Source organism: Flavobacterium sp. CSZ (assembly GCF_015350725.1).
Taxonomy (GTDB): Bacteria; Bacteroidota; Bacteroidia; order Flavobacteriales; family Flavobacteriaceae; genus Flavobacterium.
Window position 1 is genome coordinate 1 of sequence record NZ_JADKPQ010000017.1, and the last position, 24,877, is coordinate 24,877.

24 protein-coding genes are annotated in these 24,877 nt (G+C 34.5%); 5 read left to right on the forward strand and 19 right to left on the reverse strand.

Translation table 11 applies throughout. The features are described 5' to 3' along the window. Positions 1–238: T9SS sorting signal type C domain-containing protein (locus IRZ78_RS18390; RefSeq protein WP_194617910.1), on the forward strand; the 238-nt coding region annotated here is incomplete at its 5' end. A gap of 89 nt (positions 239–327) precedes the next feature. On the opposite strand, the gene IRZ78_RS18395 is transcribed toward IRZ78_RS18390, so the two are convergent. From IRZ78_RS18395 to IRZ78_RS18485, 19 genes are all read right to left on the reverse strand, one after another. Continuing rightward, a complete protein-coding gene (locus IRZ78_RS18395) occupies positions 328–1,494 on the reverse strand; it encodes a beta-ketoacyl synthase N-terminal-like domain-containing protein (protein ID WP_194617911.1) in 1,167 nt (388 codons plus the stop codon). Positions 1,495–1,631: 137 nt separating this feature from the next. Continuing rightward, positions 1,632–2,903: an adenosylmethionine--8-amino-7-oxononanoate transaminase gene (gene bioA / locus IRZ78_RS18400; RefSeq protein ID WP_194617912.1), complete on the reverse strand. Its 1,272-nt coding sequence runs from the start codon at positions 2,901–2,903 to the stop codon at positions 1,632–1,634. Positions 2,904–3,001: 98 nt separating this feature from the next. After that, positions 3,002–3,619 carry a dethiobiotin synthase gene (bioD, locus tag IRZ78_RS18405; RefSeq protein WP_194617913.1) on the reverse strand — a complete coding sequence of 206 codons (618 nt, stop codon included), beginning with the start codon at positions 3,617–3,619 and terminating at the stop codon, positions 3,002–3,004. A gap of 181 nt (positions 3,620–3,800) precedes the next feature. After that, complete coding sequence (locus IRZ78_RS18410; RefSeq protein ID WP_194617914.1) at positions 3,801–4,415, reverse strand: hypothetical protein; 615 nt, start codon at positions 4,413–4,415, stop codon at positions 3,801–3,803. After that, the gene (locus tag IRZ78_RS18415; protein WP_078006758.1) at positions 4,405–4,908 is read right to left on the reverse strand and encodes an RNA polymerase sigma factor; all 504 of its coding nucleotides are present in this window, start codon (positions 4,906–4,908) and stop codon (positions 4,405–4,407) included. The genes IRZ78_RS18410 and IRZ78_RS18415 overlap by 11 nt, the downstream gene beginning before the upstream one ends. A gap of 7 nt (positions 4,909–4,915) precedes the next feature. Continuing rightward, complete coding sequence (locus tag IRZ78_RS18420; protein WP_194617915.1) at positions 4,916–5,776, reverse strand: TraB/GumN family protein; 861 nt, start codon at positions 5,774–5,776, stop codon at positions 4,916–4,918. Positions 5,777–5,855: 79 nt separating this feature from the next. Further along, entirely contained in the window at positions 5,856–6,053 is a 198-nt protein-coding gene (locus IRZ78_RS18425) for a hypothetical protein (protein ID WP_194617916.1), read from the reverse strand. A 55-nt stretch (positions 6,054–6,108) separates the two neighbouring features. Beyond that, positions 6,109–6,303, reverse strand: a complete 195-nt coding sequence (locus IRZ78_RS18430) for a hypothetical protein (protein ID WP_194617917.1) — start codon at positions 6,301–6,303, stop codon at positions 6,109–6,111. Positions 6,304–6,538: 235 nt separating this feature from the next. Continuing rightward, a complete protein-coding gene (locus IRZ78_RS18435) occupies positions 6,539–7,675 on the reverse strand; it encodes a pyridoxal phosphate-dependent aminotransferase family protein (RefSeq protein ID WP_194617918.1) in 1,137 nt (378 codons plus the stop codon). Positions 7,676–7,754: 79 nt separating this feature from the next. Then, complete coding sequence (locus IRZ78_RS18440; RefSeq protein ID WP_194617919.1) at positions 7,755–8,393, reverse strand: NAD(P)H-binding protein; 639 nt, start codon at positions 8,391–8,393, stop codon at positions 7,755–7,757. Between the two features lie 245 nt (positions 8,394–8,638). After that, complete coding sequence (locus IRZ78_RS18445; RefSeq protein ID WP_194617920.1) at positions 8,639–8,920, reverse strand: hypothetical protein; 282 nt, start codon at positions 8,918–8,920, stop codon at positions 8,639–8,641. Between the two features lie 53 nt (positions 8,921–8,973). Continuing rightward, on the reverse strand, positions 8,974–9,237 hold the full coding sequence (locus IRZ78_RS18450) for a hypothetical protein (RefSeq protein ID WP_194617921.1): 264 nt from the start codon (positions 9,235–9,237) through the stop codon (positions 8,974–8,976). A 278-nt stretch (positions 9,238–9,515) separates the two neighbouring features. Next, entirely contained in the window at positions 9,516–9,797 is a 282-nt protein-coding gene (locus tag IRZ78_RS18455) for a F0F1 ATP synthase subunit epsilon (protein ID WP_173969375.1), read from the reverse strand. Between the two features lie 70 nt (positions 9,798–9,867). Then, positions 9,868–11,379 carry a F0F1 ATP synthase subunit beta gene (gene atpD, locus IRZ78_RS18460; RefSeq protein ID WP_047777068.1) on the reverse strand — a complete coding sequence of 504 codons (1,512 nt, stop codon included), beginning with the start codon at positions 11,377–11,379 and terminating at the stop codon, positions 9,868–9,870. Positions 11,380–11,613: 234 nt separating this feature from the next. Continuing rightward, complete coding sequence (locus IRZ78_RS18465) at positions 11,614–13,179, reverse strand: G-D-S-L family lipolytic protein (protein ID WP_194617922.1); 1,566 nt, start codon at positions 13,177–13,179, stop codon at positions 11,614–11,616. An 87-nt stretch (positions 13,180–13,266) separates the two neighbouring features. After that, positions 13,267–16,083 (reverse strand): TonB-dependent receptor, encoded by a 2,817-nt coding sequence (locus IRZ78_RS18470; protein ID WP_194617923.1) that lies wholly within the window; start codon positions 16,081–16,083, stop codon positions 13,267–13,269. 305 nt (positions 16,084–16,388) lie between these two features. After that, on the reverse strand, positions 16,389–18,239 hold the full coding sequence (gene glmS / locus IRZ78_RS18475; RefSeq protein ID WP_194617924.1) for a glutamine--fructose-6-phosphate transaminase (isomerizing): 1,851 nt from the start codon (positions 18,237–18,239) through the stop codon (positions 16,389–16,391). Between the two features lie 10 nt (positions 18,240–18,249). Further along, positions 18,250–19,962, reverse strand: a complete 1,713-nt coding sequence (locus tag IRZ78_RS18480) for a DUF4270 domain-containing protein (RefSeq protein ID WP_194617925.1) — start codon at positions 19,960–19,962, stop codon at positions 18,250–18,252. Between the two features lie 21 nt (positions 19,963–19,983). Beyond that, on the reverse strand, positions 19,984–20,790 hold the full coding sequence (locus IRZ78_RS18485) for a glycogen/starch synthase (RefSeq protein WP_194617926.1): 807 nt from the start codon (positions 20,788–20,790) through the stop codon (positions 19,984–19,986). Between the two features lie 78 nt (positions 20,791–20,868). Between IRZ78_RS18485 and panC the strand changes: the two genes are divergently transcribed. The 4 genes from panC (at position 20,869) to radA (ending at position 24,829) form a co-directional block, all read left to right on the forward strand. After that, complete coding sequence (gene panC / locus IRZ78_RS18490) at positions 20,869–21,747, forward strand: pantoate--beta-alanine ligase (protein ID WP_194617927.1); 879 nt, start codon at positions 20,869–20,871, stop codon at positions 21,745–21,747. Between the two features lie 14 nt (positions 21,748–21,761). Beyond that, complete coding sequence (gene panD / locus IRZ78_RS18495) at positions 21,762–22,112, forward strand: aspartate 1-decarboxylase (RefSeq protein ID WP_194617928.1); 351 nt, start codon at positions 21,762–21,764, stop codon at positions 22,110–22,112. A 201-nt stretch (positions 22,113–22,313) separates the two neighbouring features. Continuing rightward, positions 22,314–23,468 carry an alpha/beta hydrolase-fold protein gene (locus IRZ78_RS18500; RefSeq protein WP_194617929.1) on the forward strand — a complete coding sequence of 385 codons (1,155 nt, stop codon included), beginning with the start codon at positions 22,314–22,316 and terminating at the stop codon, positions 23,466–23,468. After that, positions 23,468–24,829 (forward strand): DNA repair protein RadA, encoded by a 1,362-nt coding sequence (gene radA, locus IRZ78_RS18505; protein ID WP_194617930.1) that lies wholly within the window; start codon positions 23,468–23,470, stop codon positions 24,827–24,829. The genes IRZ78_RS18500 and radA overlap by 1 nt, the downstream gene beginning before the upstream one ends. Positions 24,830–24,877: the final 48 nt, after the last annotated feature.

Genomic DNA, 24,877 nt, shown 5'->3' on the forward strand with positions numbered 1-24,877 from the left:
CATCGAAGGCGGCATTTTAATTTCGGTAAAGAATAAAATTATAAACGTTTCATCTTCAAAAGAAAACATAAAAGAAGTTACTATTTTTGACATTACAGGAAAAACACTTTACAACAAAACAAAAGTTTCCAATACTGAACTTCAAATTCAAAACCTGCAATCAGGCAATCAGGTTTTACTGGTAAAAGTAACTTTAGATAATGATTTTACAACGACAAGAAAAATCATATTTCAATAACATACCAACAAGCATTCAATAAAAAAATCCATTCCGTCTAGCGGAATGGATTTTTTTGTTTTGTAAAACAATAATATTCAAAAAACCAATTAAGGCTTCCCGATCAAGATACTAACTGCATTTCCGCCAAAACCAACAGCATTTATTAAAACTCTTTTTATAGATTTTGTCTGATTTTGTTTTGTTCCAAAGGGTACTCCTATAAAAACATCATGCTGAAACATTAATAACGCCAATTCTAAACTCAATATTCCCGATGCGCCAAAAGTGTGACCTATTTTCCACTTATTAGTCGTTAGTAAAGGTAATTTAGATCCAAAAACTTTTTCGATGGCACGTAATTCTGTTACATCTCCTTTTATTGTTCCCGGAGCATGCATTACGATTGCATCAACACTTTCTAAATCGACATCTTTTAATGCCATTTTCATTGATTTCTGAAAACAGGTTGCTTCGGCAGAAATAGAAATATTATGTTCTAAAATCTCCGTTGAATATCCAACTCCTGCAACATATGCAATCGCATTTTCCTTTTCCCCAACTTCCAGACAACAAACCGCGGCTCCTTCGCCCAAAATCATCGTGTTTTGTGTTTTCTCAAAATCAAAAGCCAGATTTGGCCAGGAATATTCATCCTGATTTATTTTGGAATATATCTTTAAAGCACGCATTTGAGCGATTGTAAAATCAGTTAATGGCGCTTCGCTTCCTCCTACCAAAAATTTATCAGCCATTCCCGCTTTCAGCCATGCAACTCCATTTAATAATGAATGAAGAGCTGTAGAACAAGTTATAGAATGAGAAATTTCAGGACCATTACTTTGCAAATCATGCGCAATCCATGATGAGATATTCCCCAGAGTTGTTGTGGGAGAAGCTAAAGTTTGCGCTTTTCCGGTATCAAGATATTCTCTATAATGTTTTTCGAATAAATCTGTAGCTCCGCGTGATGAACCAATATTAATCCCGAAAACATCATCTGAATTCCATCCTGCTTGTTCAACTGCTTTTCGCGAAGCTGCTATTGCAAATAAAACCGAATCGTCTAAAAATTTATATTTAATATCTGATTCCCGTATTTCAGCAACAATTTGTTTCGATTTAGCATCAAGAGAAGCCACCGAAGTTTCTTGCTGATCTAAAAACTGTTTCGAAAAACAATGTTGATTGTCGAGATATTTTTCCCAAACACCTTTAGAAGTATGTCCTAAAGGAGAAATCGAAGAAAAAGCTGTAATCGAGATTTTAGTATTCAAGGTTTTTGGTTTTTTATCGCAAAGTTCGCGAAGTTTTATGAAAGATGGCACGCTGATGACGCGGATTAAACTGATATACACCGATTGTTATTTAGTCTGCGAAAATCCGCAACATCCGTTAAATCTGTGGGCTATATTCAGACCATTTCAATCGCTTCTTCTATTGTTTTATATACTTTTTCAAGCTGTTCACTGGTCATGATATATGGAGGAAGAATGTAAACAATATTTCCAACCGGACGTAAAATGACACCTTTTTCGATAAAGAAATCATAAAGCTTGTTACGCATCGATCCGTAATAACTTTCCTCTGAATCTGATTTGATTTCGACTACAAAAATAACACCCAATGTACTGGCTGTAAATACTTTTGAATGATTTTCTATTTTCTTTTGAAAGATTAAATGGCTCGCATTAATTCTTTCGATATTAGCTTGCATTTCTTCGGTCTGCAACAAATCCATACTTGCCAAAGCAGCTGCACAACCTGTAGGATTCGCTGTAAAAGTATGTCCGTGAAATAATGCTTTATTGATATCATCATCATAAAAAGCATCAAAAACTTCTTGTGTAAAAGTCGTAATCGCCATTGGAATTGTTCCTCCGGTTAAAGCTTTAGAAAGGCAAATCATATCCGGATTTTCTGAAACATAATCCATCGCAAAAGTTTTTCCTGTTTTGCCAAAACCCGTCATTACTTCATCTGCAATGGTCAGGACTTTGTTTTCTCTACAAATCTTGATCAGCGTTGCTAATGCTTCTGGTTCATACATGACCATTCCGGCAGCACCTTGCACCAAAGGTTCAAAAATAAAACCGGCGCAATTATGATTTTGAATTACATTATTCAAAGCATCAAAACTTTCCTGTTCATTTCCTTTTATGGGCACCGGAATACGAACCACATCTATAAACATTCCCTGAAAAGCCTGTGTATAAAACGAGATTCCGCTTGCTGCCATTGCCGCAAAAGTATCACCGTGAAAGGCATTTTCGAAAGCAATTATAGTCGTTCGTTTTTCATTTTTATTAAAAAAATACTGCAAAGCTACTTTTATTGCTACTTCGACGGCAGTTGAACCATTATCAGAAAAGAAGATTTTTTGTTGATTTTTTGGCAAAATCTCCATCAGTCTCTCTGCCACTTTTATCGCAGGTTCATGAGTAAAACCTCCAAACAAAACATGCTCCAGAGTGGTTAACTGTTTATAAATTGCATCGGCAATAAATTTATTACTGTGCCCAAACGGATTTACCCACCAGGATGCGATGGCATCAATATATTCTTTTCCATTTTCGTCCCATAACAAAGCACCTTCTCCTTTTGAAATTGCAATTGGAGCCTGCGAAGTTTTATGCTGTGTGTAAGGATGCCAAAGGTATTGACTGTCTTTTTCGGTTAATGTCATTTTATTTAGAATAGATATTAGAGCATAGAAAAAAGACTAAACCCCATAATTCACACAAAGATAGGAAAGTCAATTTTCTTTATCCTATCTTCTTTTCGCTATAAATTAAGCAAATTATCCCTGAAAAAATCGGCGTATTCTTTAATCACATTTTGATCGAAATAAGGTTCTTCGTCAATTCTGCCGACATATTTTATTCCGGTTTTATTTAGAATTAAACTTTCTGTCGATTTGTTTTCGCTTCCGCTAAAGATAATTCCTGAAACCTTAAAACCTCGATTTATAATTGCTTCAATTGTTAATAAAGTATGATTGATACTTCCTAAATAATGTCTTGAAACCACAATAATTTTATAATCAGGTTGAATTAAATCGATGATGGTTTCGCTTTCATTTAACGGAACAAAAATTCCACCAGCGCCTTCAATCACCAAATGATTATCGGCTTTTGGTTCTTCAATTTTACTTAAATCAATTTTGATTCCGTCAATTTCTGCTGCTAAATGCGGACTTGCCGGCGTATTTAATTTGTAACTATTATCGAAGATTTGAGTTTTCTCATTAGAAATTCTTGCTTTAACTTTATGACTATCCGAATTATCTAAATCTCCGGCCTGAATAGGTTTCCAATAATCTGCTTCTAAAGATTCAACAATAATAGAAGAAGCAATCGTTTTTCCAACATCGGTCGAAATTCCTGTTACAAATATTTTCATAATAATTAGACCACAGATAACACTCATTGAACAGGTTAAAGCGGATTTTTTTTAAAATTAATTGCCAACAACCAAAAAGTAAATAATCTGTGTAAATCTTTTACATCCGTTTTATCCGTGGGCAATGATACAAAAATATCAATAAAAACAAACCCATCATTACGATGGGTTTGATTGTTTTTTATTCTTCTTTTAATTCGTCAATGACCTTCTTGATTTCTTTCGCATATTTTCCATAATAAAAACTCACCCACCACTCTGTCAAAACACCAATAAGCAACATTGTTATCATGAAAATTACGACTTTTAATATTAATTTTTCATTTTCAAAATTCCCATTTAAAATTTCGGCTGAGCCAGGAGTTCCAAAAATCAAATAACCAGCCAAATAGATCATGAAAAAAGGAGCTAGTGCAAACGTAAAAGTTTTATAAAGCTGCATATTAAGCCTAATATCATAATAGGTTTCATATAAACTGTCTTTGGTTGTTAATGTTGCTTTATCCAATCTCTTATAAAATAGAAAAAGCTTAGACAAATAGTAAATACTTATTGCTGCCACGATTCCGTATATAAAATAGTAAGGACCTGTGAATTTTGACGGAAATTCATGATATAGTGGCAAAAAACCTATAATTATCAAAGCGAGAATCTGTCCAAAAAGTTCTTTACGTAAATTTCTTCTAATTTTATCCAATGGCATATTTGCCGATTGTATTTTTTCTAAATTATCCGGAACAACAACATTATCAGTCTTTTCGTTATTCCATGCGTTTTGTATATCGTTAAAATCCATATCCTTGATTTTTAATTATTTCTTTTAATTTTTCTTTTGCTCTGTTTAATTTTACTCTTGCATTTCCTTCAGATATCCCCAGATTCTCTCCTATTTCTTTATGAGAAAAACCTTCAAGCTGATAGAAAATAATAGCTTTATCGATTTTCTCCAGTTTCTGAACAGCTTTATAAAAATGATCGATCTGACTTTCTTTGATATGAGAATCACCTTCATCGTCTTTGATGTTTTCTGAGGCGATTTCGTATTTATCAACCTTTCGTTTTTCTTTCTTTAAGAAAACAATTGCCGTATTTACTGCAACGCGATACATCCAGGTCGAAAACTGACTTTCGTTTCTAAAAGAATCATACGATTTCCAGAGCTGACAAACAATCTCCTGAAACAAATCCTGCTGATCGTCATGATTGTCCATGTACATTTTAGAAACTTTGTAAAGTATTCCTTTATGACTTTCGATCCTTTTTAAAAATTCTTGTTCTTTCTCTTTCAAAACGATGTTATTTCGTTACTGGTTTTACTTTATATCCTGCTTTTCTCAATAAATTAATTACTCCTTCTTCACCTGCTAAATGCCCTACGCCAACTGCAACAAATAAACTTTCCTTTTTCATCATCCCTGGCATTCTCTGAGCCCAATCTTTATTTCGGTCATCGAGTATCCATTTTTTCGCTGTTTTACTCATCACCTTTTCGTCTGCAAAATCATTATAAACATTCATTACATTTTCTGCTTTATAATCTTCTACCATTTTTTTAGTTTTGGCTTTACTAAAATCTTCAACAGTTTCAATTAATTCTGAATCGGTGTAGGCATTTGCTAACATATTGGTTTGCTTTTTTACGGTTTCGAAACCTCCAATACTTTTATTCTCTTTTTTAGCCAAATCTATAAAATCTGATTCATATGATTTTATAGTTTCGCAATCAAATGTTTTCATAGAGATAAACCCCATCATAGCAGCTAAAGTAAAACCATCTAATTGCTGAATTTTTAGACCAGTATTTTTTTGTAAAACTACATCTAACTTCGACAATTGTTCCGGCGATAATGTCTTGCTTAATGGTTCTGAAGCAATACCTGCTTTTTGCATATCAGCCATTTCAATTGGATCAGATAAGTTGATCTCTAAAATGAGTTTATCTGATTTCTGAAATGCATTTTTTGTTTTTTCTGCCATAAAATAATCGGTTGGACACATACCGTGAATTGTTCCGTAAACATAAGATGGTTTTGATAATCCGTTTCCTGAAACTTCCCATAAAAGAGAATTTTCAAGTTTTGGAGATTTTGTTTGTGCCTGAATTGTACTGCAAAAAATTAAAGCTACTGCTGCTACTGATGTAAATATTTTTTTCATTTTATTGATTGATGATTATTTAATTGATGATTATTTGATTGACTCTTTTGATTTTGTTTGATTGATGATTGACTATTAATTATGATTTACTATATTTTTTTCTTTCCCATGAAGCTAACGAAGCAAAAAACAGACAGATCATAATAAGCAGTAAGTCTTTGTTTGGATGATTTAGCATAAATTGATTCACTAGTGCATATCCAAGTCCCGCCGAAGCTAAAAAGACAAACACATAATTGAATATTTTTTCGATAACTGAATTTGAAGTTGTTTTCATAATAATTTGGTTTTAAAGATTGTTGTTATTGATAGATTTGATGATTAAAACTCCTTTATTGTTTGTTGTATTTTTCTCTTTGTATTGAGGCAAAAGTTGCCACAAGCAAACAAACAATTATAATAAAAAGATGAGGATACGGCTTGCCATACAAATGATGACTTACCAAAGAATAAGTTACTTGTACCGTTGTTAAAAAAAGCAATACATTACAAATGATTCTTTTTATTGAAGTGATTATAGTTTTCATAATTATTTTGGTTTATTTGATTACGACTCGTAAGTAATCGAACAATCAAAACGTTACAAAATAATTTAAACTTTTTTATAAAAGTGAGGAAACATGGATCTTGAGAATGGTATTTTTTTTTAGAATAGACCTTTAATTTCACAAAGAGCCACAAAGAAAAAATCGCAAAACTGCACAAAACTATTCTTTGTGCAGCTTTGCGAAAACTTCGTGAATCTTTGTGGAATTATCTCGACTAAAAAACAAAGTCTCTAAGCAATTCTAAAACCTGATTTATTTGTTCTTCAGAGTTATAACTATGAATACAAAAACGCAGACGCTCCTGCCCTTCCGGAATGGTTGGTGAAAGTATTGCTTTTATATCAAAACCTTTATCTTGTAGTTGTTGGGCCAATTGTTTGGCATTTTCATTACCCGGAACAATGGCAGATTGGATTGCCGATTTGCTTCGCACAAACATTGGCTTTAAACCTAACAAGTTTTTCCGCTGATTGAATAACACAATATTTTGACGTAATTTTTCGATTGTTTCTTTCTGAACATCCAATTGCTGGTATGCCACCAAAATTGTCGCAACTGAATGTGGAGATAATCCGGTTGTATAAATAAAACTTCTGGCGAAATTTATCAGATATTCTTTAAGTTCACTACTTCCTAAAATCACTGAACCGTGACATCCTAAACCTTTCCCAAAAGTCATGATTCGGGCAAAAATCCTGTTATGTAAATTAAGGTATTGAATCAAGCCTTCGCCTTTATCTCCAAAAACTCCTAAAGTATGTGCTTCATCCACTACTAAAAAACAATTGTATTTTTCAGAAAGATCTGCCAATTCTTCTAAGTTCGGACTATCACCATCCATAGAAAAAACAGTCTCAGTTACAATATAAATATTGGTATTAGGAAATTTTTGAATTAATCGTTCTAAGTCTTCAAAATCATTATGATTGAATTTATACGATTTGGCATTCGACATTACGATTCCGTCGCGAATAGAAGCATGACTTAATTCATCATACAAAATAACATCATTTCGTTGCGGTACAGCGCTAAAAAACCCAACATTGGCATCGTAACCCGAATTAAAGATTAAAGCCGATTCAGCGTCATGAAACTCCGCAATAAACGTTTCTGTTATTTGATACAATGAATGATTACCCGAAATCAATCGGGATCCCGAAGCGCCATTCTGAAAAATTTCATTTTCCAGCAAATAGGCATGGGTTAACTTAAAAATAGATTCTGATTTTGAGAAGCCAATATAGTCGTTAGAAGAAAAATCGACTAAATTATTAAACACAGGCAATTTCCTAAGCGAATTATTCTGCTTACGATTTTCAAGCTTTTGAATAAGGTTTTCGGCTAATTTCATAAAAGCAAAGTTATGAAATTGAAGTTGATATTAAATAACAGCGGGCGTTTGATATCTCCCGCTGTTTTTATTCTAATTTTTAAATCGCACTTATAAAAGGAGATTTTCCACTAAACTTAGATGCTTCCATTTCCTGAATCATAAATGTAGCAATATCAAATGCACTGATTTTATCTCCCAAACAATCTTCTAAGCTTATTGAAATCTCAGAATTTACATCTGTAAATTCGATAAACGGAACCCGAACCTGAGTCCTTTCTATTTTGCTTTCGACTAAAAAATCATAAGCTTTTTGTCGATCTTCCTGAATTATCGGAAAATTGGTTTTCATCCAATCTGTAGCCATTTGAGTTTTAGTACTTTTTTTATCAAATGGAGTTTCAATATTAAGCCCCGCCAATAATACATAGCGCTGAATTCCGTAATCGTTCATTACCTGCAAAATGTTTTTAGTAGCTGCACTTGCCACTAAAGGTTCATCTTTGCGTTGTCCAATTGTACTCAGAACAGCCTGACAATCTTTAAGCAATGATTTTATAGATTCGAGATCAACAGCGTCGCCTTTGATCATTTCGATTTGATTATTTTGAATAGAGAAATCCTCTGGGTGTCGCAGTAGTAGTTTTACACTAAATCCTTCTTTTAATAACTGGTTGACAAGATAATTTCCAGTTCTTCCGCCACCGCCTAATACGGCAACTTTTTTTATATTTTTCATATAGATTCTTTATAAAATTTGACATAGATAAATTGCGTTTTATCAAGCCGATAAAACGAAAAAATAAAAGCTTACTGAGCTTTTAACACGATCAATATTTTATAAAGAGATTCTAATAGTCCAAATATAAAACAAAAAAGTCATTCAACTAATGAATGACTTTTTCTTTTATTCCGCAATTGTTTGTTCTTAGATAATGGATTATTACCAAAAAAAACACTATTTATTATAAATTTCTATTTGCACTAAAAAATTGTATAGGTCACAGAATTAACTGTGGTACTTTTGATGGTGTAGTATGTACCAATTGGTAATCCACGCTGAACAATATCACGTTCGATAGGAATAAGCGGCGACTCGCAACAGCTATTCCACGGAATTGTATACGTAGCACCAAATGCAGCATTTACCTGAACTTGGTTTTGATTGTCAACTGAAGGTTTAGCAATATCATTAGAACTTGTAGTGAACGATATTGTTCCAAAACCTAATACTATTACCAGTATTCCTAAAAAAACTTTTTTCATAATAAATTGTTTAAGTGTTACTGTTAATAATGCTTTATCTCTACTGAGGTAAATTAATTGACTTTATAAGTTACAGTATTACTTGTAGTACTTAAAATAATGTAATTAGTAGGCGGAAGTCCACGTTTAATAAGATCTCGCTCAGCCGCACTAAGTGGCGACTCACAACAAATCCCTAACCAAGGCGCCGTATAAGTTGTACTAAATACAACATTTACAACTTGAACTCCCTGCTGATCTTTTATTGAAGAATTAGCAACATCGTTAGAACTTGTACTTAATGACATTGTTCCAAAACCTAATGCTATTACTAGCATTCCTAAAAAAGCTTTTTTCATAATAAAATGTTTAAGTGTTAATATACTTACAAATATATTAGGCATATGAAAAAATACTTACACATTTTTTATGCTGTTTTAGTCTATTTTGTTAATTTTCTGACATTTACAATTAATCATTTTTTTAAAATATTAAAGAATGATAAAAAATTAACTAAAGAGGAAACATTTTTCCAAACTCACATTCCCATTACAAAAGCGCATAAAAAAAGCCAGACATCACTGTCTGGCTTTTTTTCAATTATTTTGAGATTGTCTTAGTCAACTAAAACAATTACTTTATTGTCTTTCATCTCGATTGTCCCTGATTCAATCTCTAATGTATAAGTCTGGTCGTTTACTCTCGTAAATTTACCTGCTACTTCTTTAGAAAAATTAAAACTTGGCGCTGCAATTTTTACAGTTCCTTTTTCCAGAATAGAAACAATAGGAGCGTGATTATTCAATATTTGAAAGCTTCCATCAACTCCAGGTAATGTAACAGATGTTACTTCTCCCGAAAATAATTTTGCCTCTGGTGATACTATTTCTAAAATCATCTTTTTTTAGTTTACAGTCTCAGTTAACAGTCTCAGTACTGAATACTGTGACAGAATACTGAAAACTAGATTATGCTTCAGCCAACATTTTTTCTCCAGCTTCGATAGCATCCTGAATAGAACCTTTCAAGTTGAAAGCTGCTTCTGGAAGATGATCTAACTCACCGTCGATAATCATGTTAAATCCTTTGATAGTATCTTTAATATCAACCAAAACTCCAGGAATACCTGTAAATTGCTCCGCTACGTGGAAAGGTTGAGACAAGAAACGCTGAACACGACGTGCTCTTGATACTGATAATTTATCTTCTTCAGATAACTCTTCCATACCAAGGATCGCAATAATATCTTGCAATTGTTTGTATTTTTGAAGAATCTCTTTTACTCTTTGTGCACAGTCATAATGCTCATTTCCTAAGATTTGAGGAGTCAAAATTCTTGAAGTAGAATCTAACGGGTCAACCGCTGGATAAATACCTAGCTCAGCAATTTTACGAGACAATACAGTTGTAGCATCTAAGTGAGCAAACGTTGTTGCCGGTGCCGGGTCAGTTAAGTCATCCGCAGGAACGTAAACCGCTTGTACAGATGTAATAGATCCTTTGTTTGTAGATGTAATACGCTCTTGCATCGCCCCCATCTCTGTTGCCAAAGTTGGTTGGTATCCTACTGCAGAAGGCATACGTCCTAAAAGTGCTGATACCTCAGAACCTGCTTGTGTAAAACGGAAGATGTTATCAACGAAAAACAATACGTCTTTACCTTGATCAGTTCCAGCTCCATCACGGAAATACTCAGCGATAGATAATCCTGAAAGTGCCACACGTGCACGAGCTCCAGGAGGCTCATTCATTTGTCCGAAAACGAAAGTAGCTTTAGACTCTCTCATTCCTGGCATATCTACTTTAGATAAATCCCATCCTCCATTTTCCATAGAGTGCATGAAATCATCACCGTATTTAATAATTCCTGACTCCAACATCTCACGAAGTAAGTCATTTCCTTCACGTGTTCTTTCTCCTACTCCTGCGAATACAGAAAGTCCACCGTGACCTTTTGCAATATTGTTGATCAACTCCTGAATCAATACAGTTTTACCAACACCTGCACCACCAAACAATCCAATTTTACCTCCTTTTGCATAAGGCTCGATCAAATCGATTACTTTAATACCTGTGAATAAAACTTCTGATGAAGTTGATAAATCTTCAAATTTAGGAGCTTGTCTGTGAATAGACAAACCGTTTTCTCCTGTTTTTGGCAAGTTTCCTAAACCATCAATTGCATCTCCAATTACATTGAATAATCTTCCATATACATCTGGACCGATTGGCATTTGGATTGGATTTCCAGTTCCAACTACTTCATATCCTCTTGACAAACCGTCTGTAGAGTCCATAGAAATGGTACGCACAGTGTTTTCACCGATGTGAGATTGTACTTCTAGAACTAACAATGTTCCGTCTTTTTTAGTGATTTCTAGTGAATCATAAATTTTTGGAAGTTCAACATCCTTACCGTTGAAAACTACGTCAACTACTGGTCCAATGATTTGAGCAACTTTTCCTATTACTTTTGACATTACTTATGTATTTATTAAATAGCTATTTAGGTTTATCGAAAATACCTCTTTTTTCAAAGCGCAAAGATAATTTTTTAAAATATAAAATCAATATTTTTTTTATAAAAAATACTACGATTTTGTTTGATTCATAAATCTAAGGCTTCAAATATCTAAAATGGCATTTTTTAACATAATAAAAAAAAGCCACTACATGTTCAAAATGAGTGGCTTTTATACTAAAAAAAATTAAAACTATTGAATCGTTAATGGATATTGAATTGGATATGTCCCCAAATCTACATGACGCAAAGTCGAACCATATTTTGCATTGATGGCATCAATAAAAATATTAGCAATCAAACCATAACCTCTTGGACTAGGATGCACACCATCAAGCGAAAAGGCACCTCCAACTGCATACGAAGAAGTCATTGTGAAATTTCCAAAACGAATTCCTCCGCTGGACAACTTTGTCATTACACCTTTTGTATCCACAAAAGCCAGTCCTTTCGCTTCTGCAGCGGCTGCAATTATTACATTATAAGCGTCTGTAGCTACTCTAATCTCTTCAATTTCAGCTGGAATCAACACATGTTTATCTTGTAATGGAAATGAAATTCCAAATGCATTTAATGGATAAGGAGGAGCAATTCCTACACCGGAATCAACAGCCGTTGGCGCCGCACCAATAGCAGCTCTCGTCGTTAGCAGTAACAAATCTGTAGACTTGGCTTGTCTGGCTTGTCCAAAGATCGCTCCGTAGAAAGCCGCTGTCTGCGCTCCTAATGTTGGCGTAAATGCTGCTGCCAACTTAGCAGCCAGATTCGGCAATGTTTCATCTTTTATTAATACCGGGCTCGCAGAAGTTTCAGATAGCAAATTAATTCTATCACCCGCGCCAAAAGCTGTTAAGGCTGCTTTTAGCGGACCATATAATTGTGCATTCAGCAATTTAATAGTAGCCAATCCAACAGCTTCATTATCCTTCCCAATTGATTTTGCCGTAAGCGGATTGTAAGGCACTGTTGTAAAGTGTGGCAATGTTGTAATGTATGGTAAATTAGCCACTACTCCTTTTGCACCATTTGAAGTTAAAGTACTAACAAGTGTATTGTAGGCAAAATTAAAAGTTGCAGTTGGTGTAATATCATCTCCTAAAACCGGATCCTGAGAAGTAGGCACACCCCCATTTGTCGCATAACCTAAAACATCATTACCACCTATAAACAAAGAGAAGAAGGTAGGAGCCTGAGCCATGGCATCAGCCAGAATACTTGTAGTAGACGAAGAAGAAAAACGTGCAAAATATGGATTTGCGGTAGCCGGAGTCGTAAAAACACCAGCAAGATTTCCATATCCAGGCGCTAACAAATGAAAACTTTTCGCCCCAGGAACACCCATGTTATTGAAAGAGCCAGTTAAACGTGCCGTTATCGCTGTTCCGGAAACTCCGGGAACATTTACAGGAGTTCTTGTAACGGGCTCAAAAATAAACCTTGTTGGAAATTTAGGAATTTGCACACCTCCAGAAGAAAATCCACCAATATTATCCAGCATGTAAGGAGTTGTAAAAGCACCTCCGCCAGCGGCCGCAAATTGTTGCGATAATATATTAGTATAGGCGTTACTCTGCCCTTTTGCAAACAACGCTCCATCACTGTAACCTGCAGCAAAAGAATCTCCAAGTGCTACATATTTAGTAAAAACTGCCGTTCCCGGCACAACAGGTACTTCTGCAGGCTCATCATTACTATCATCATTATTACATGCTACAACGATTAAAGAAACCAGTAATAGCCATTTTATATTTTTTTTCATGTTGTTAACTTTTAAATTATTAGCTCTTCCTTATTATTTAGTAAATCATAAAAAGAAAGAAAAATATTTCGATCAAATCATTTTCATTTAAGGATTAATCACCCATGAAGCAAACCACATCTGACCAATCATACCTGCACCAACCACCTGAAGATAATCTTTTCCAAAAAGATTTGTTGCTCCAAGTTTAATAACAGATTTCAATTTTGGAATACCATAATTAATCTGAGCATCAAGAACTGTATTTTCCGGAATCATACCATCTCCAAAAGAAGATTGCCATAAATATTCTGTATTCCATCTTACATTAACATTAAAGCCTAAGTTTTTAGTCACTTTAGCATTTCCAAAAGAACCTTTGATTCTATGTTTTGGCGTATTAAATCCTGCCACAAAACTTGGATCTTCTGTTTGATCAAAATCAAATTGAGAATAATTATAATTAACGCCCAATTCAAAATCTTTATATACTTTTTTAGACAAACCAACTCCAACACCAAATGATGTGATTTGAGCAGTAGTATTAGTATAAATTTGATACACTCTTCTGTCTCCAAAAGCCAAAGCAGCATAACCCAACTGAACACCAGGATCTGCAGAATTAGTTCCTACTGTTCCATAATAAGGAGTAATTACTCTTGAAGTATTCATAAAGTCATTATAAATATTGTAGTACGCATTGATATCAATCGATAAATCATTTTGCACCACTGTGCGGTATCCTACTTCAAAAGCATGTACTTGTTCCGGTTTTACCAAGCTTGGGTTTGCAACCTTAAGATCAGCAGGATTTGCAGAAGCTGCAAATGCCTGAACAGAAGTCAATGTATATGAATTTTCATAAGCGCTACGCCCGGATAAATTAACCGTTGGCCCTATACCTGCTCCCGGTATAGCCTGACCAGCAAGACTTACAGGCTGCGTTTCCTGAAAACGATCTAAATTGTCTGGCGCAGAACCCACTAATGCAAATGGCCCTAAATCTAAACCAATATATTGATCCTGAGTGGTTGGATTACGGAAACCTGTTTGATAAGACGCTCTGAAATTATGTCTTTTTGATTCTCCTGCAGAATACACAAAAGAGACTCTTGGCGAAACATTACCATCAAAATTCTGACTTTTGTCATAACGAATAGATCCTGTAAATTTCAATCGGTCGTCCAGCCATTTTTTTTGCAATTGAGCATAAGCCCCATATTCTTTATATTCGATAGGACCATCGTAATCTGTAAAGATTGTTCCTTCTGAATCCATGATATATTTTCTCCATGAACCTCCCACCTGAATTTCGGCAAATTTGATAACATCTCTCAAATTATAATTTACATCTGAATGATATAATTTAGAATGATCAATAAATTTAGCCCCCTGAGTTAAATCAGGATTAGAAATAACTGTCGCTAAAGCATTATTGAATTGTGCAGAACCTGGCTCAAATCTGGCCGATCTTGGGGCACTTGGATTAAGCGGATCAATATTTGGCACCAATGGTAAATTTGGCGAGACATTATAGTCAGCAAAATTCCTTGCATAATTAGATGCATCAGTTGCATTAAGACCAAGTACGGCAGATGACAATTGATATGCTGTTCCGTAATCTGTAAACCAGTTTTTATCTGATTTTGCAAGTCTGTTAACATTCCAGCCGGCAAATCTCATATCATAAGAATTTCCCGCATCTTCACTTGTAAAATAAACCCTTCCAAAAAAGTTTTTACCTTTTATTTCAAATTTACCCTGCTGCATTAAGAAATCTTTCAAAGCATATCTGTTTGCTCCCTGATAAATTGTGCTACCTGTACCAATTTTATATTGCAAAATAATTTCAGTATCATCTGCCCAAGGCTTAATATGAGCACTAAAGTCAGCCTTCATACTTTTAACTTTATTATCAGTCAAATCCTGCTCACGATATCCTGTTCTACTCACCTGCCCAACATTTGGGATAAAGGTTGTAATCTCATCACCATATATATTTAACCCATCATAATTTGAATTATTAGCATGCCCTACAGAACCGCCAGTCATACTTCTCGTATCAGCCGCAATCCATTCAGAAGCTTCCATATAAGTGAAGTTCGCTTTTAATGCAAAATGTTTGGTAAATGCTTTTGCTGCCCTGATTCCAAAATCATTGTAATCATTTGTTCCGGCAGCATCCTGACTTGTTTGTCCGTATTTATAATAAACGCTTATCCCTTCATTAGTAAAAGGGCTTTTACTGCTCATAAACATAATACCGTTAAAAGCATTCGCTCCATATAATGCAGAAGACGCTCCAGGCAAAAGTTCGACACTGGCTACATCAATATCAGAAATACCAATTAGGTTCCCTAATACAAAGTTCAAGGCTGGAGAGGAATTATCCATCCCGTCGACTAACTGCATAAAACGTGTATTTGCCACTGTAGCAAAACCACGCGTATTTATCGATTTAAAAGAAATACTACTGGTATTAAAGTTCACTTCTTTTAAATTTTCTAAACCATCATAAAAAGTAGGTGCTGTTGTATTTTTAATTTCCTGAAGCCCCATTCTTTCAATAGTAACCGGCGATTCAATGACACGTTCCGGAGTTCTTGAAGCCGAAACAACAATTTCATCTAATTTTGTTTCTTCGTCTTTTAAAATCACATTGATTTTTTGGTTTACCGAAGTAACATTAATTGTTTTACTTTCAAATCCCACTGCCGAAACTTTGATCACAAAAGGAAGTTTAGCAGAAGTATTCAATTTAAAAGAGCCATCAAAATCAGTAGACGTTCCGGTAGAACTTCCTACTAAATTAATATTAGCACCAGGAATAGATTGTTTGTTACTATCAGTAACAGAACCAGTAATTGTATTCTGCGCAAAGGATATTCCGCTGAAAAACAACATAATTAGCAAATACACTCTCATTTGGATTTGTTTTTGGTTAGTTTATATAGCCAAAATACAAATATTTTTGATATTAATAAAAAAATGTTAAAAAAAATAAATATTCTATATAAATTTTGTTACAATTTTAACTATTTAACAATTGCATTTCTTCAATTAAAATCAAAAATCAAACTTAATAAACACAAAATACTATGCATACATATTATTTTTAATTAAAAAAATAAGGATTTAATAAAAATTAAGCATAAAGAAAAAATATATGGCAATAAAAAAAAGCGAAACCTAAATCTCGCTTTTTTTAACATATAAATATTTTAATCGAATTACTCTACAGTAACTGATTTTGCTAAGTTACGTGGCTGATCTACATTACAACCTCTCATTACTGCTATATAGTAAGACAGCAACTGTAAAGGTATTGTTGTAATCAATGGAGATAGAGCATCTGAAGTTTCAGGAATCTCAATAACATAATCTGCTAACTCACGAACCTGAGTATCACCTTTAGTTACTACAGCGATGATTTTACCGCTTCTTGATTTAATTTCCTGAATATTACTTACAATTTTATCGTAGTGACCTTGTTTAGGTGCAATCACAATAACCGGCATATGCTCATCGATCAAAGCAATCGGACCGTGTTTCATCTCTGCAGCAGGATAACCTTCTGCATGAATGTACGAGATCTCTTTAAGCTTTAAAGCACCTTCTAATGCAACAGGGAAGTTATATCCACGACCTAAGTACAAACAGTTTGGAGCATCTTTAAAAGCTGCAGCAATCTCTTTTGCTCTGTCGTTTGTTTCTAATGCCTCCGCTACTTTTTCAGGGATTATTTCTAATTCTTGTAAGTATGTATGGAAATCAGTGTTTGATAAAGTTCCTTTAGCTTTACCTAATCGCAATGCGATCATAGTTAAAACCGTAATTTGAGTTGTAAACGCTTTAGTTGACGCTACTCCAATTTCAGGTCCTGCATGCGTATAAGCACCGGCATGACTTTCTCTCGAAATAGAAGAACCCACCACATTACAAACTCCAAATACAAAAGCACCATTTTCTTTAGCTAATTTAATAGCCGCCATTGTATCAGCCGTTTCTCCCGATTGAGAGATTGCAATAACAACGTCGTTTTTGTTTATAATAGGGTTTCTGTATCTAAATTCAGAAGCATATTCTACTTCAACAGGAATACGTGTAAATTCCTCAAAGATATATTCCGCGACTAAACCTGCGTGCCATGAAGTACCACAAGCCACGATAATTATTCTGTCGGCATTAAGAAATTTCTCCAAATTATCTTCAACACCAGCCATTTGAACAATTCCTTTATTTGCATGAAGTCTTCCTCTGTAGGTATCTTTTATAACACTTGGCTGCTCGTAGATTTCTTTAAGCATGAAATGATCATAACCTCCTTTTTCTATTTGCTCCAAATTCATTTGAAGCTCCTGAATATAAGGATCTACTAAAGAGTCGTCTTTAATTTTCCTAACTTTAAGAGGCTTATGCAATCTAATGTTTGCCATTTCACCATCTTCAAGATAAATTGCATTCGAAGTATATTCGATAAAAGGCGAAGCATCAGAAGCAATAAAATATTCTCCTTCTCCAACACCAATCGCTAACGGACTACCTAATCTTGCAGCCACTATTTCGTTTGGATTTTTTTTATCAAAAACAGCAATTGCATAAGCCCCTACCACCTGATTTAAAGCAATCTGAACTGCTTTACCCAACTTTATTCCTTCTTTCTTCTGAACTTCTTCAATCAAATTGACTAAAACTTCAGTATCTGTATCAGATTTAAAAGTATATCCTCTTTTGATTAATTCTTCTTTAAGCGGTGCATAATTCTCAATGATTCCATTATGAATAATGACCAACTCACCTGAATTAGAAAGATGAGGATGCGAGTTTACATCATTTGGCACTCCATGTGTTGCCCAACGCGTATGCCCTATCCCTATAGTTCCGTTTGTAGTAAAACCTTCTTTTGCTTTAGCTTCAAGATCTAAAACTTTACCTTTTGTTTTACAAACTTTTATACCTGTTTCAGCATCATATAACATGACACCCGCACTATCATATCCTCTGTACTCAAGACGCTTTAACCCTTTTATAACAATAGGATAGGCATCTCTATGACCGATATATCCAACAATTCCACACATATATTATTTATTAATTTGGTTTCGTGTAGTACACTTGCAATTGAAGTCTTTTCGCATAGTTAGCATCTGTTGAAGGAATATTTCCTCCAAACAATACTGTTCCTAACGGACTCATAATTGAAGCTCTTGGTACTTCTGAAAAATAGTCATTTGGATTAGCCGGATCAATTAAAATTCTATTTTTTAATTTACCTGAAGTTATTGTGTTTATATCACTTGTTACTACCAAACCTAATTTCACATTTTTTACAGCCGCATCTTTTATTAAATTACGAACATGGCTCGTTAATCTAATTTTGTACGTTGTACCTCTCTTTGTAGTAGCATCTAAATTAATTATACCACTATATACGATTTTATTATTAGTCCCATCTGTAGATCCGTCTGTACTAAAATCTACAAGGGGTATATTATTTACCAAATCATACAAGTAAATTCTTTTTGGCTCCCAAACTCCTGTCATTTTAGCTGCATCAATAGAGAAAACTAAATTAGCCTCATTGGCCAGCCATTTTTTATACTTAACATTATATCGGATTTCATCTAATTGATCTGACACACCATTAGGAGTATTTACAACATTCCCCTGATCATCATAACCCATTATATCAGTTTTACCAAATAATTCAATTACAGCAAGCGAACCCTGCCCTCCTCTTAAATAAAGACGTTCGTCTCCAGTTTGGTCATTTCTATTTGCTATAGCAGCAGCATAAGCAGGATCTTTAACATCATTATACAAGTTGGCAGCAGCTCCTGACAAATTAATAACCAATGTTTTGTCTTCCATTGTATCCACAGGATCTGTAGTTATAGCCGTTTTTGCCTTATACCTGATCGTGATTTTAGCATTATCACCCTGTTTGAAAAAATTTAACAATGCCAGATTCGTCGTTGGACTGTCCGCAGATTTTTCTACTTTAAAATACACCCCTCTAAAATACTCCTGAAAAACAGTTGTAGAAGAAAGCTTTGATGCCGGGGCGTTAAGAATTTTATCCTGAAAAAACTGTTTATTTAGTTTTAAGCGCATCTCCGGAGCAGTATAAGTATAAGTATACTTTTTCACAGCAGCATTAGCATCTACTACTGTTGAATCTTTTTTCTGTTGAAGATTACTAAAAAAGAATGCCACATTTTGCTTCTTATCAGGATCATCATTTAAAAGCTTAGGTGCTGATTTTGGAACTAGATTTGCAAAAAAATCAGGATCCTGATTCGTATAATACAATTGAGCAAATTGAGAACCGCCATCTATATAAGAAGAACGCATTTGGACATCAGACTCGTAAACACTCAGTTTAAGTTTACCATTTGCTTTATCTCCATAAATAGAATCTAACGCGTATAGATTACCCCCATTAGAATCTGCTCCGGTTACATGGCTAAAATAAGGAACACTAAGCACTACACTTTCTATTACAGGTGATTCACCAATAGTTGGCGCATTGGTTTCTAAAGCGACTTGGCTTACAAAATTGGCTGTAGTTGTTCCAAAAACCGCGTTGTCATAAATACCCAAACCATTAAGTGTCAATCCGTTTGACTGAACTGGAGTTACTTCCTGATTATAAGCTAAAACATCATATTCTGTATGTTCCAGACCAAAATGATCGTCTCCGATTAAACCCTCACCGATTTCATTAAAATCTTTATCACAAGAATATAAAAGGACAACAGTTGCTACTAATAGAATTTTCTTAATAAAAGAAGTATTATACATGTTTAATAATAATGTTAAAATTTAAAGACCCATTGTTTTATAGAAATTTGTATACGCTTCAGCGAATGCATCTTTCGTGGCGAAAGGTAAAAAAGGTTTTCCTGAAGATTCTATAAATTTTGTTAAACTTGGGGATACGTTTTGAGATGCTATAATTACAGCATCAGAGTGTAATATACTAGCCTTTAAGACATTTTCGTAGTTTGGCGTTTCTAAATCAGAGATCGCCTCATGAGGCACACCATCAAATTTCACCTTATTTATCATTTCTAAATCCAGGTTTTCATCAAAAGACTGCCCGTAAACAGAAGTGACAATTTTAGTTTCAGAAAACAAAGCCTCATTTTTATAATAGTGCTTCATATAAATTGGCAGCATTGCAGCCAGCCAACCGTGCACGTGAATGATATCCGGAACCCAATTTAGTTTTTTCACCGTTTCGACAACTCCTTTAGCAAAAAATATTGCTCTTTCGTCGTTATCCGGATACAAAACTCCTTCTTCGTCAGCAAAGGTTGCTTTACGTTTAAAATATTCATCGTTATCAATAAAATAAACCTGAATTCTCTCTTTTGGAATCGAAGCCACCTTGATAATCAATGGCATATCTAAGTCATTCACTACCAAATTCATTCCTGAAAGTCTAATAACTTCATGTAACTGGTGTCTTCTTTCGTTGATATTTCCATATCTTGGCATGAAAATTCTTATCTGACCTCCTTGATCATTGATCATTTTTGGAACGTCATAAGACATTAAAGAAACCTCATTTTCAGCCAAATAAGGCACGACTTCAGATGATACATATAATATCCTCTTATCTTTCATAATAGTATTTTACTTAATTTTTGGTAATAAAAACGTTGCAAAATTACAAAAATTTATGCAGTTTATAACTAATATATTATGTTTGCACTAAATTTTAATAATACTGCCATGCATATTTTCTACGGTAAAGTAGCTTTGATAGCTTATTTAAAAACTATCAAAACCACAAATTCAACCATCGGATTTGTACCAACAATGGGCGCTTTACACCAAGGTCATCTGGCGTTAATGCAAAGATCAATCAAAGAAAACGACGATACGGTTGTAAGTATTTTCGTCAATCCAACGCAATTTAACAATCCCGAAGATCTCGAAAAATATCCAAGAACACTTGAAGAAGACGTAAAAAAAATGCGCAATTTAAGTGACAAAATAATTCTTTACGCTCCAACTGTAGATGACATTTACGAAGGACATACAATATCACAGTCTTTTGACTTTGACGGACTGGAAAATCAAATGGAAGGCAAGTTCAGACCCGGACATTTTAACGGTGTTGGAACCATCGTAAAACGTTTGTTCGAAATTGTAATGCCAACCAATGCTTATTTTGGAGAAAAAGATTTTCAGCAGTTGCAGATTGTCAAAAAAATGGTCGAAAAAAACCACTTACCTGTAAATGTTGTGGGTTGTCCAATTTTTAGAGAAGATAATCAATTGGCCATGAGTTCACGCAATGAACGTTTAACTCCCGAAGAAAGAAAAGAAGCTTCTATTATATATAAAGTCTTAACCGAAGCAAAAGAAATATTTCAAAACGGAACTCCCGAAGAAACGATTCAATTTGTCGAAAATTCCTTCAAAGACAATGAGCGTTTTGACCTTGAATATTTTGTAATTGCTGACGAATCTACATTATTACCTATCGATCATAAAAGTAAAGACAAAAATTACCGTGCATTTATAGCGGTATTTGTTAATTCTATAAGGTTGATTGACACCATTTCATTAAATTAATTTACCTTTGCATCATGCAAATTCAAGTTATAAAATCTAAAATTCATCGAGTAAAAGTAACTGGAGCTGATTTAAATTATATTGGCAGTATTACTATTGATGAAACTTTACTGGAAGCCTCAAACATTATTGAAGGTGAAAAAGTATCTATTGTAAATATTAATAATGGCGAACGCTTTGAAACTTACGCTATAAAAGGAGAGAAAAATTCGGGCGAAATCACCCTTAACGGACCTGCCGCAAGAAAAGTTCAAAAAGACGACATCATTATCATTATATCCTATGCAACCCTGGAATTTGAAGAGGCTAAAGCCTTCAAACCATGGATCATTTTCCCTAATGAAAACGATAATTCGCTAACTTAAGTTTTCCTTTTACGCCTTAATAATACCACTGTTTGTCAAAATTATTTTTGAACAAACAAGATTTCTTTTGCTTAAATCAAAAAGATTTAAGCCCACAAGTTCATTGCTTTATTTTAAATTCCTACAGTAACAAAAAAGCAAATAAAGTATTATATTGCTACACTATTTCAATACTTTTTAATTCACTGAAATGCCCAAATCATGAAAAAAGTTTACTTACTGCTTACCTTAATTTCTTTTTCTGTTTTTTCGCAGAAAACATTCGACAACATCAAATCTGAAAAACTTGGTGTAGAAAGAAGAATAACCATTGGACTTCCAGAATCCTACGAGGCCAATCCCGAAAAAAAATATCCTGTTTTATACCTGTTAGATGGCGATTATTTATTTGATCCTTTCTCCGGAGCTTTAAGTTATGGTGCCTATTGGGGAGATTTACCCGAAGTAATTATTATTGGCGTTCATCAAAATAAAAATGACGAACGTGAAGACGACACAACAGTGGATCAAAATACTGGACTTCCTTTTGAAAAAGGAGCCGAATTTTTTGAATTCATTGGTGCCGAATTAGTGCCTTATGTCGAAAAAAAATACCGCACATCACCTTTTAGAATTATTGCCGGTCATGATGTAACGGCAAGTTTTATCAACTTCTACTTGTATAAAGAAAAACCTCTTTTTAATGCGTACATTTCTTTTAGCCCTGAACTGGCTAATAAAATGGAAGTTAGAATACCGGAGAAATTTTCTAAAATAACAGAGCCTTTATTTTATTATGTATCTGCCGCAGACGGAGATAATAAAAAAATCAAAGAACCGATAGAAAAATTAGACAGCAATATTAAAATAGCTAATAATCCATTAGTAAATTATAAGTACGACTTATTTAAAGGTACAACACATTATACTGAGGTCTTGCACGCTATTCCAAGTGCATTATACCAAATATTTGAAGTATACCGACCAATCAATTCTGCGGAATACAATAATAAAATTGCTGTTCTTGAAACAGGTTATGCTGATTATCTGGAAAACAAATACAACGTAATGTCTAAAGTTTTAGGAGTTCAGATTCCGGTAAGAATGAGCGACTTTAAAGTTATAGAAACCCTGATCCTGAAAAAGAATGCTTATGATGAATTAGGTAAAATGGCCGAAATTGGAAATGTAAATTACCCAAAAGCCATGTTAGGAGAATACGAGTTAGGTTTGATGTATGAAAAAATGGGAGATCCTAAAAGAGCTTCAAAAAAATATCAAAATGCTTCACAAATGGAGCCAATTGGAGATTTAAACAAAGATTTGATGTACGAGAAAATCGACCAGATGAAAACACTTGAAAAAACCAGTAAATAATGTCTAAAGTTAAAACTTCCTTTTTTTGCCAGAATTGCGGTACCCAATATGCCAAATGGCAAGGACAATGCAATGCCTGCAAAGAATGGAATACTATTGCTGAAGAAATCATTCAAAAGCAGGAAAAAGTAGCCTGGAAAAGCGAACCAACACCAAGTGGAAAAGCTCCCCGCCCTTTAAAAATTAATGAGATCGACTCGACTCAGGAAATCCGTATGGATACTACTGATGGCGAATTGAACCGCGTTTTGGGTGGCGGAATTGTTCCGGGATCTTTGACACTTTTGGGCGGTGAACCCGGAATTGGGAAAAGTACACTTTTACTTCAGATATCATTAAAATTACCTTATAAAACTTTATATGTTTCGGGCGAGGAAAGTCAGAAGCAAATAAAAATGCGTGCTGAAAGAATCACGCCAAATAGTGACAATTGCTATATCCTGACAGAAACCAAAACGCAGAATATCTTCAAACAAATTGAAGCTATTCAGCCTGAAATTGTCATTATCGACTCGATTCAGACTTTGCATACAGATTATATTGAATCGACTGCCGGAAGTATTTCTCAGATTAGAGAAACTACTGCCGAATTGATCAAGTTTGCCAAAGAAACCAATATTCCGGTTATTTTAATCGGGCATATTACAAAAGACGGAAACATTGCCGGACCAAAAATCCTCGAGCATATGGTCGATACCGTTTTACAATTTGAAGGCGATCGAAATCACGTGTATCGAATTTTACGTTCGCTAAAAAACCGTTTTGGTTCTACTGCCGAATTGGGAATTTACGAAATGTTAGGAAGTGGTTTACGCGAAGTCAGCAATCCATCAGAAATATTAATCTCGCACAAAGACGAAGAAATGTCCGGAACGGCGATTGCTACTACCATGGAAGGCATGCGACCGTTGATGATCGAAATACAATCGCTGGTAAGTACCGCAGTTTACGGAACTCCACAACGAAGCACAACAGGTTATAATGCCAAAAGACTAAACATGATTTTAGCGGTTCTAGAAAAAAGAGCCGGATTTCGCTTAGGCGCAAAAGACGTTTTCCTGAATGTAACGGGCGGAATTTCTGTTGATGATCCAGCAATTGACCTTGCGGTTGTTGCTGCTATTTTATCATCAAACGAAGATATTCCGGTAACAAAAGGCTTTTGTTTTGCCGGCGAAGTGGGACTTTCGGGCGAAATTCGTCCTGTAAATCGTGTGGATCAAAGAATTCAGGAAGCCGAAAAATTAGGTTTCACCACTATTTTTGTCTCTAAGTACAACAAAATTGCCTTAAAGAATACCGGAATCAAGATTGAACTTGTAGCAAAAATTGAAGATGTGGCGGGCATTCTTTTTGGATAAAACCGCAACATTCTATTTTTAAAAAAAAATCTCGCTCACGAACATCAA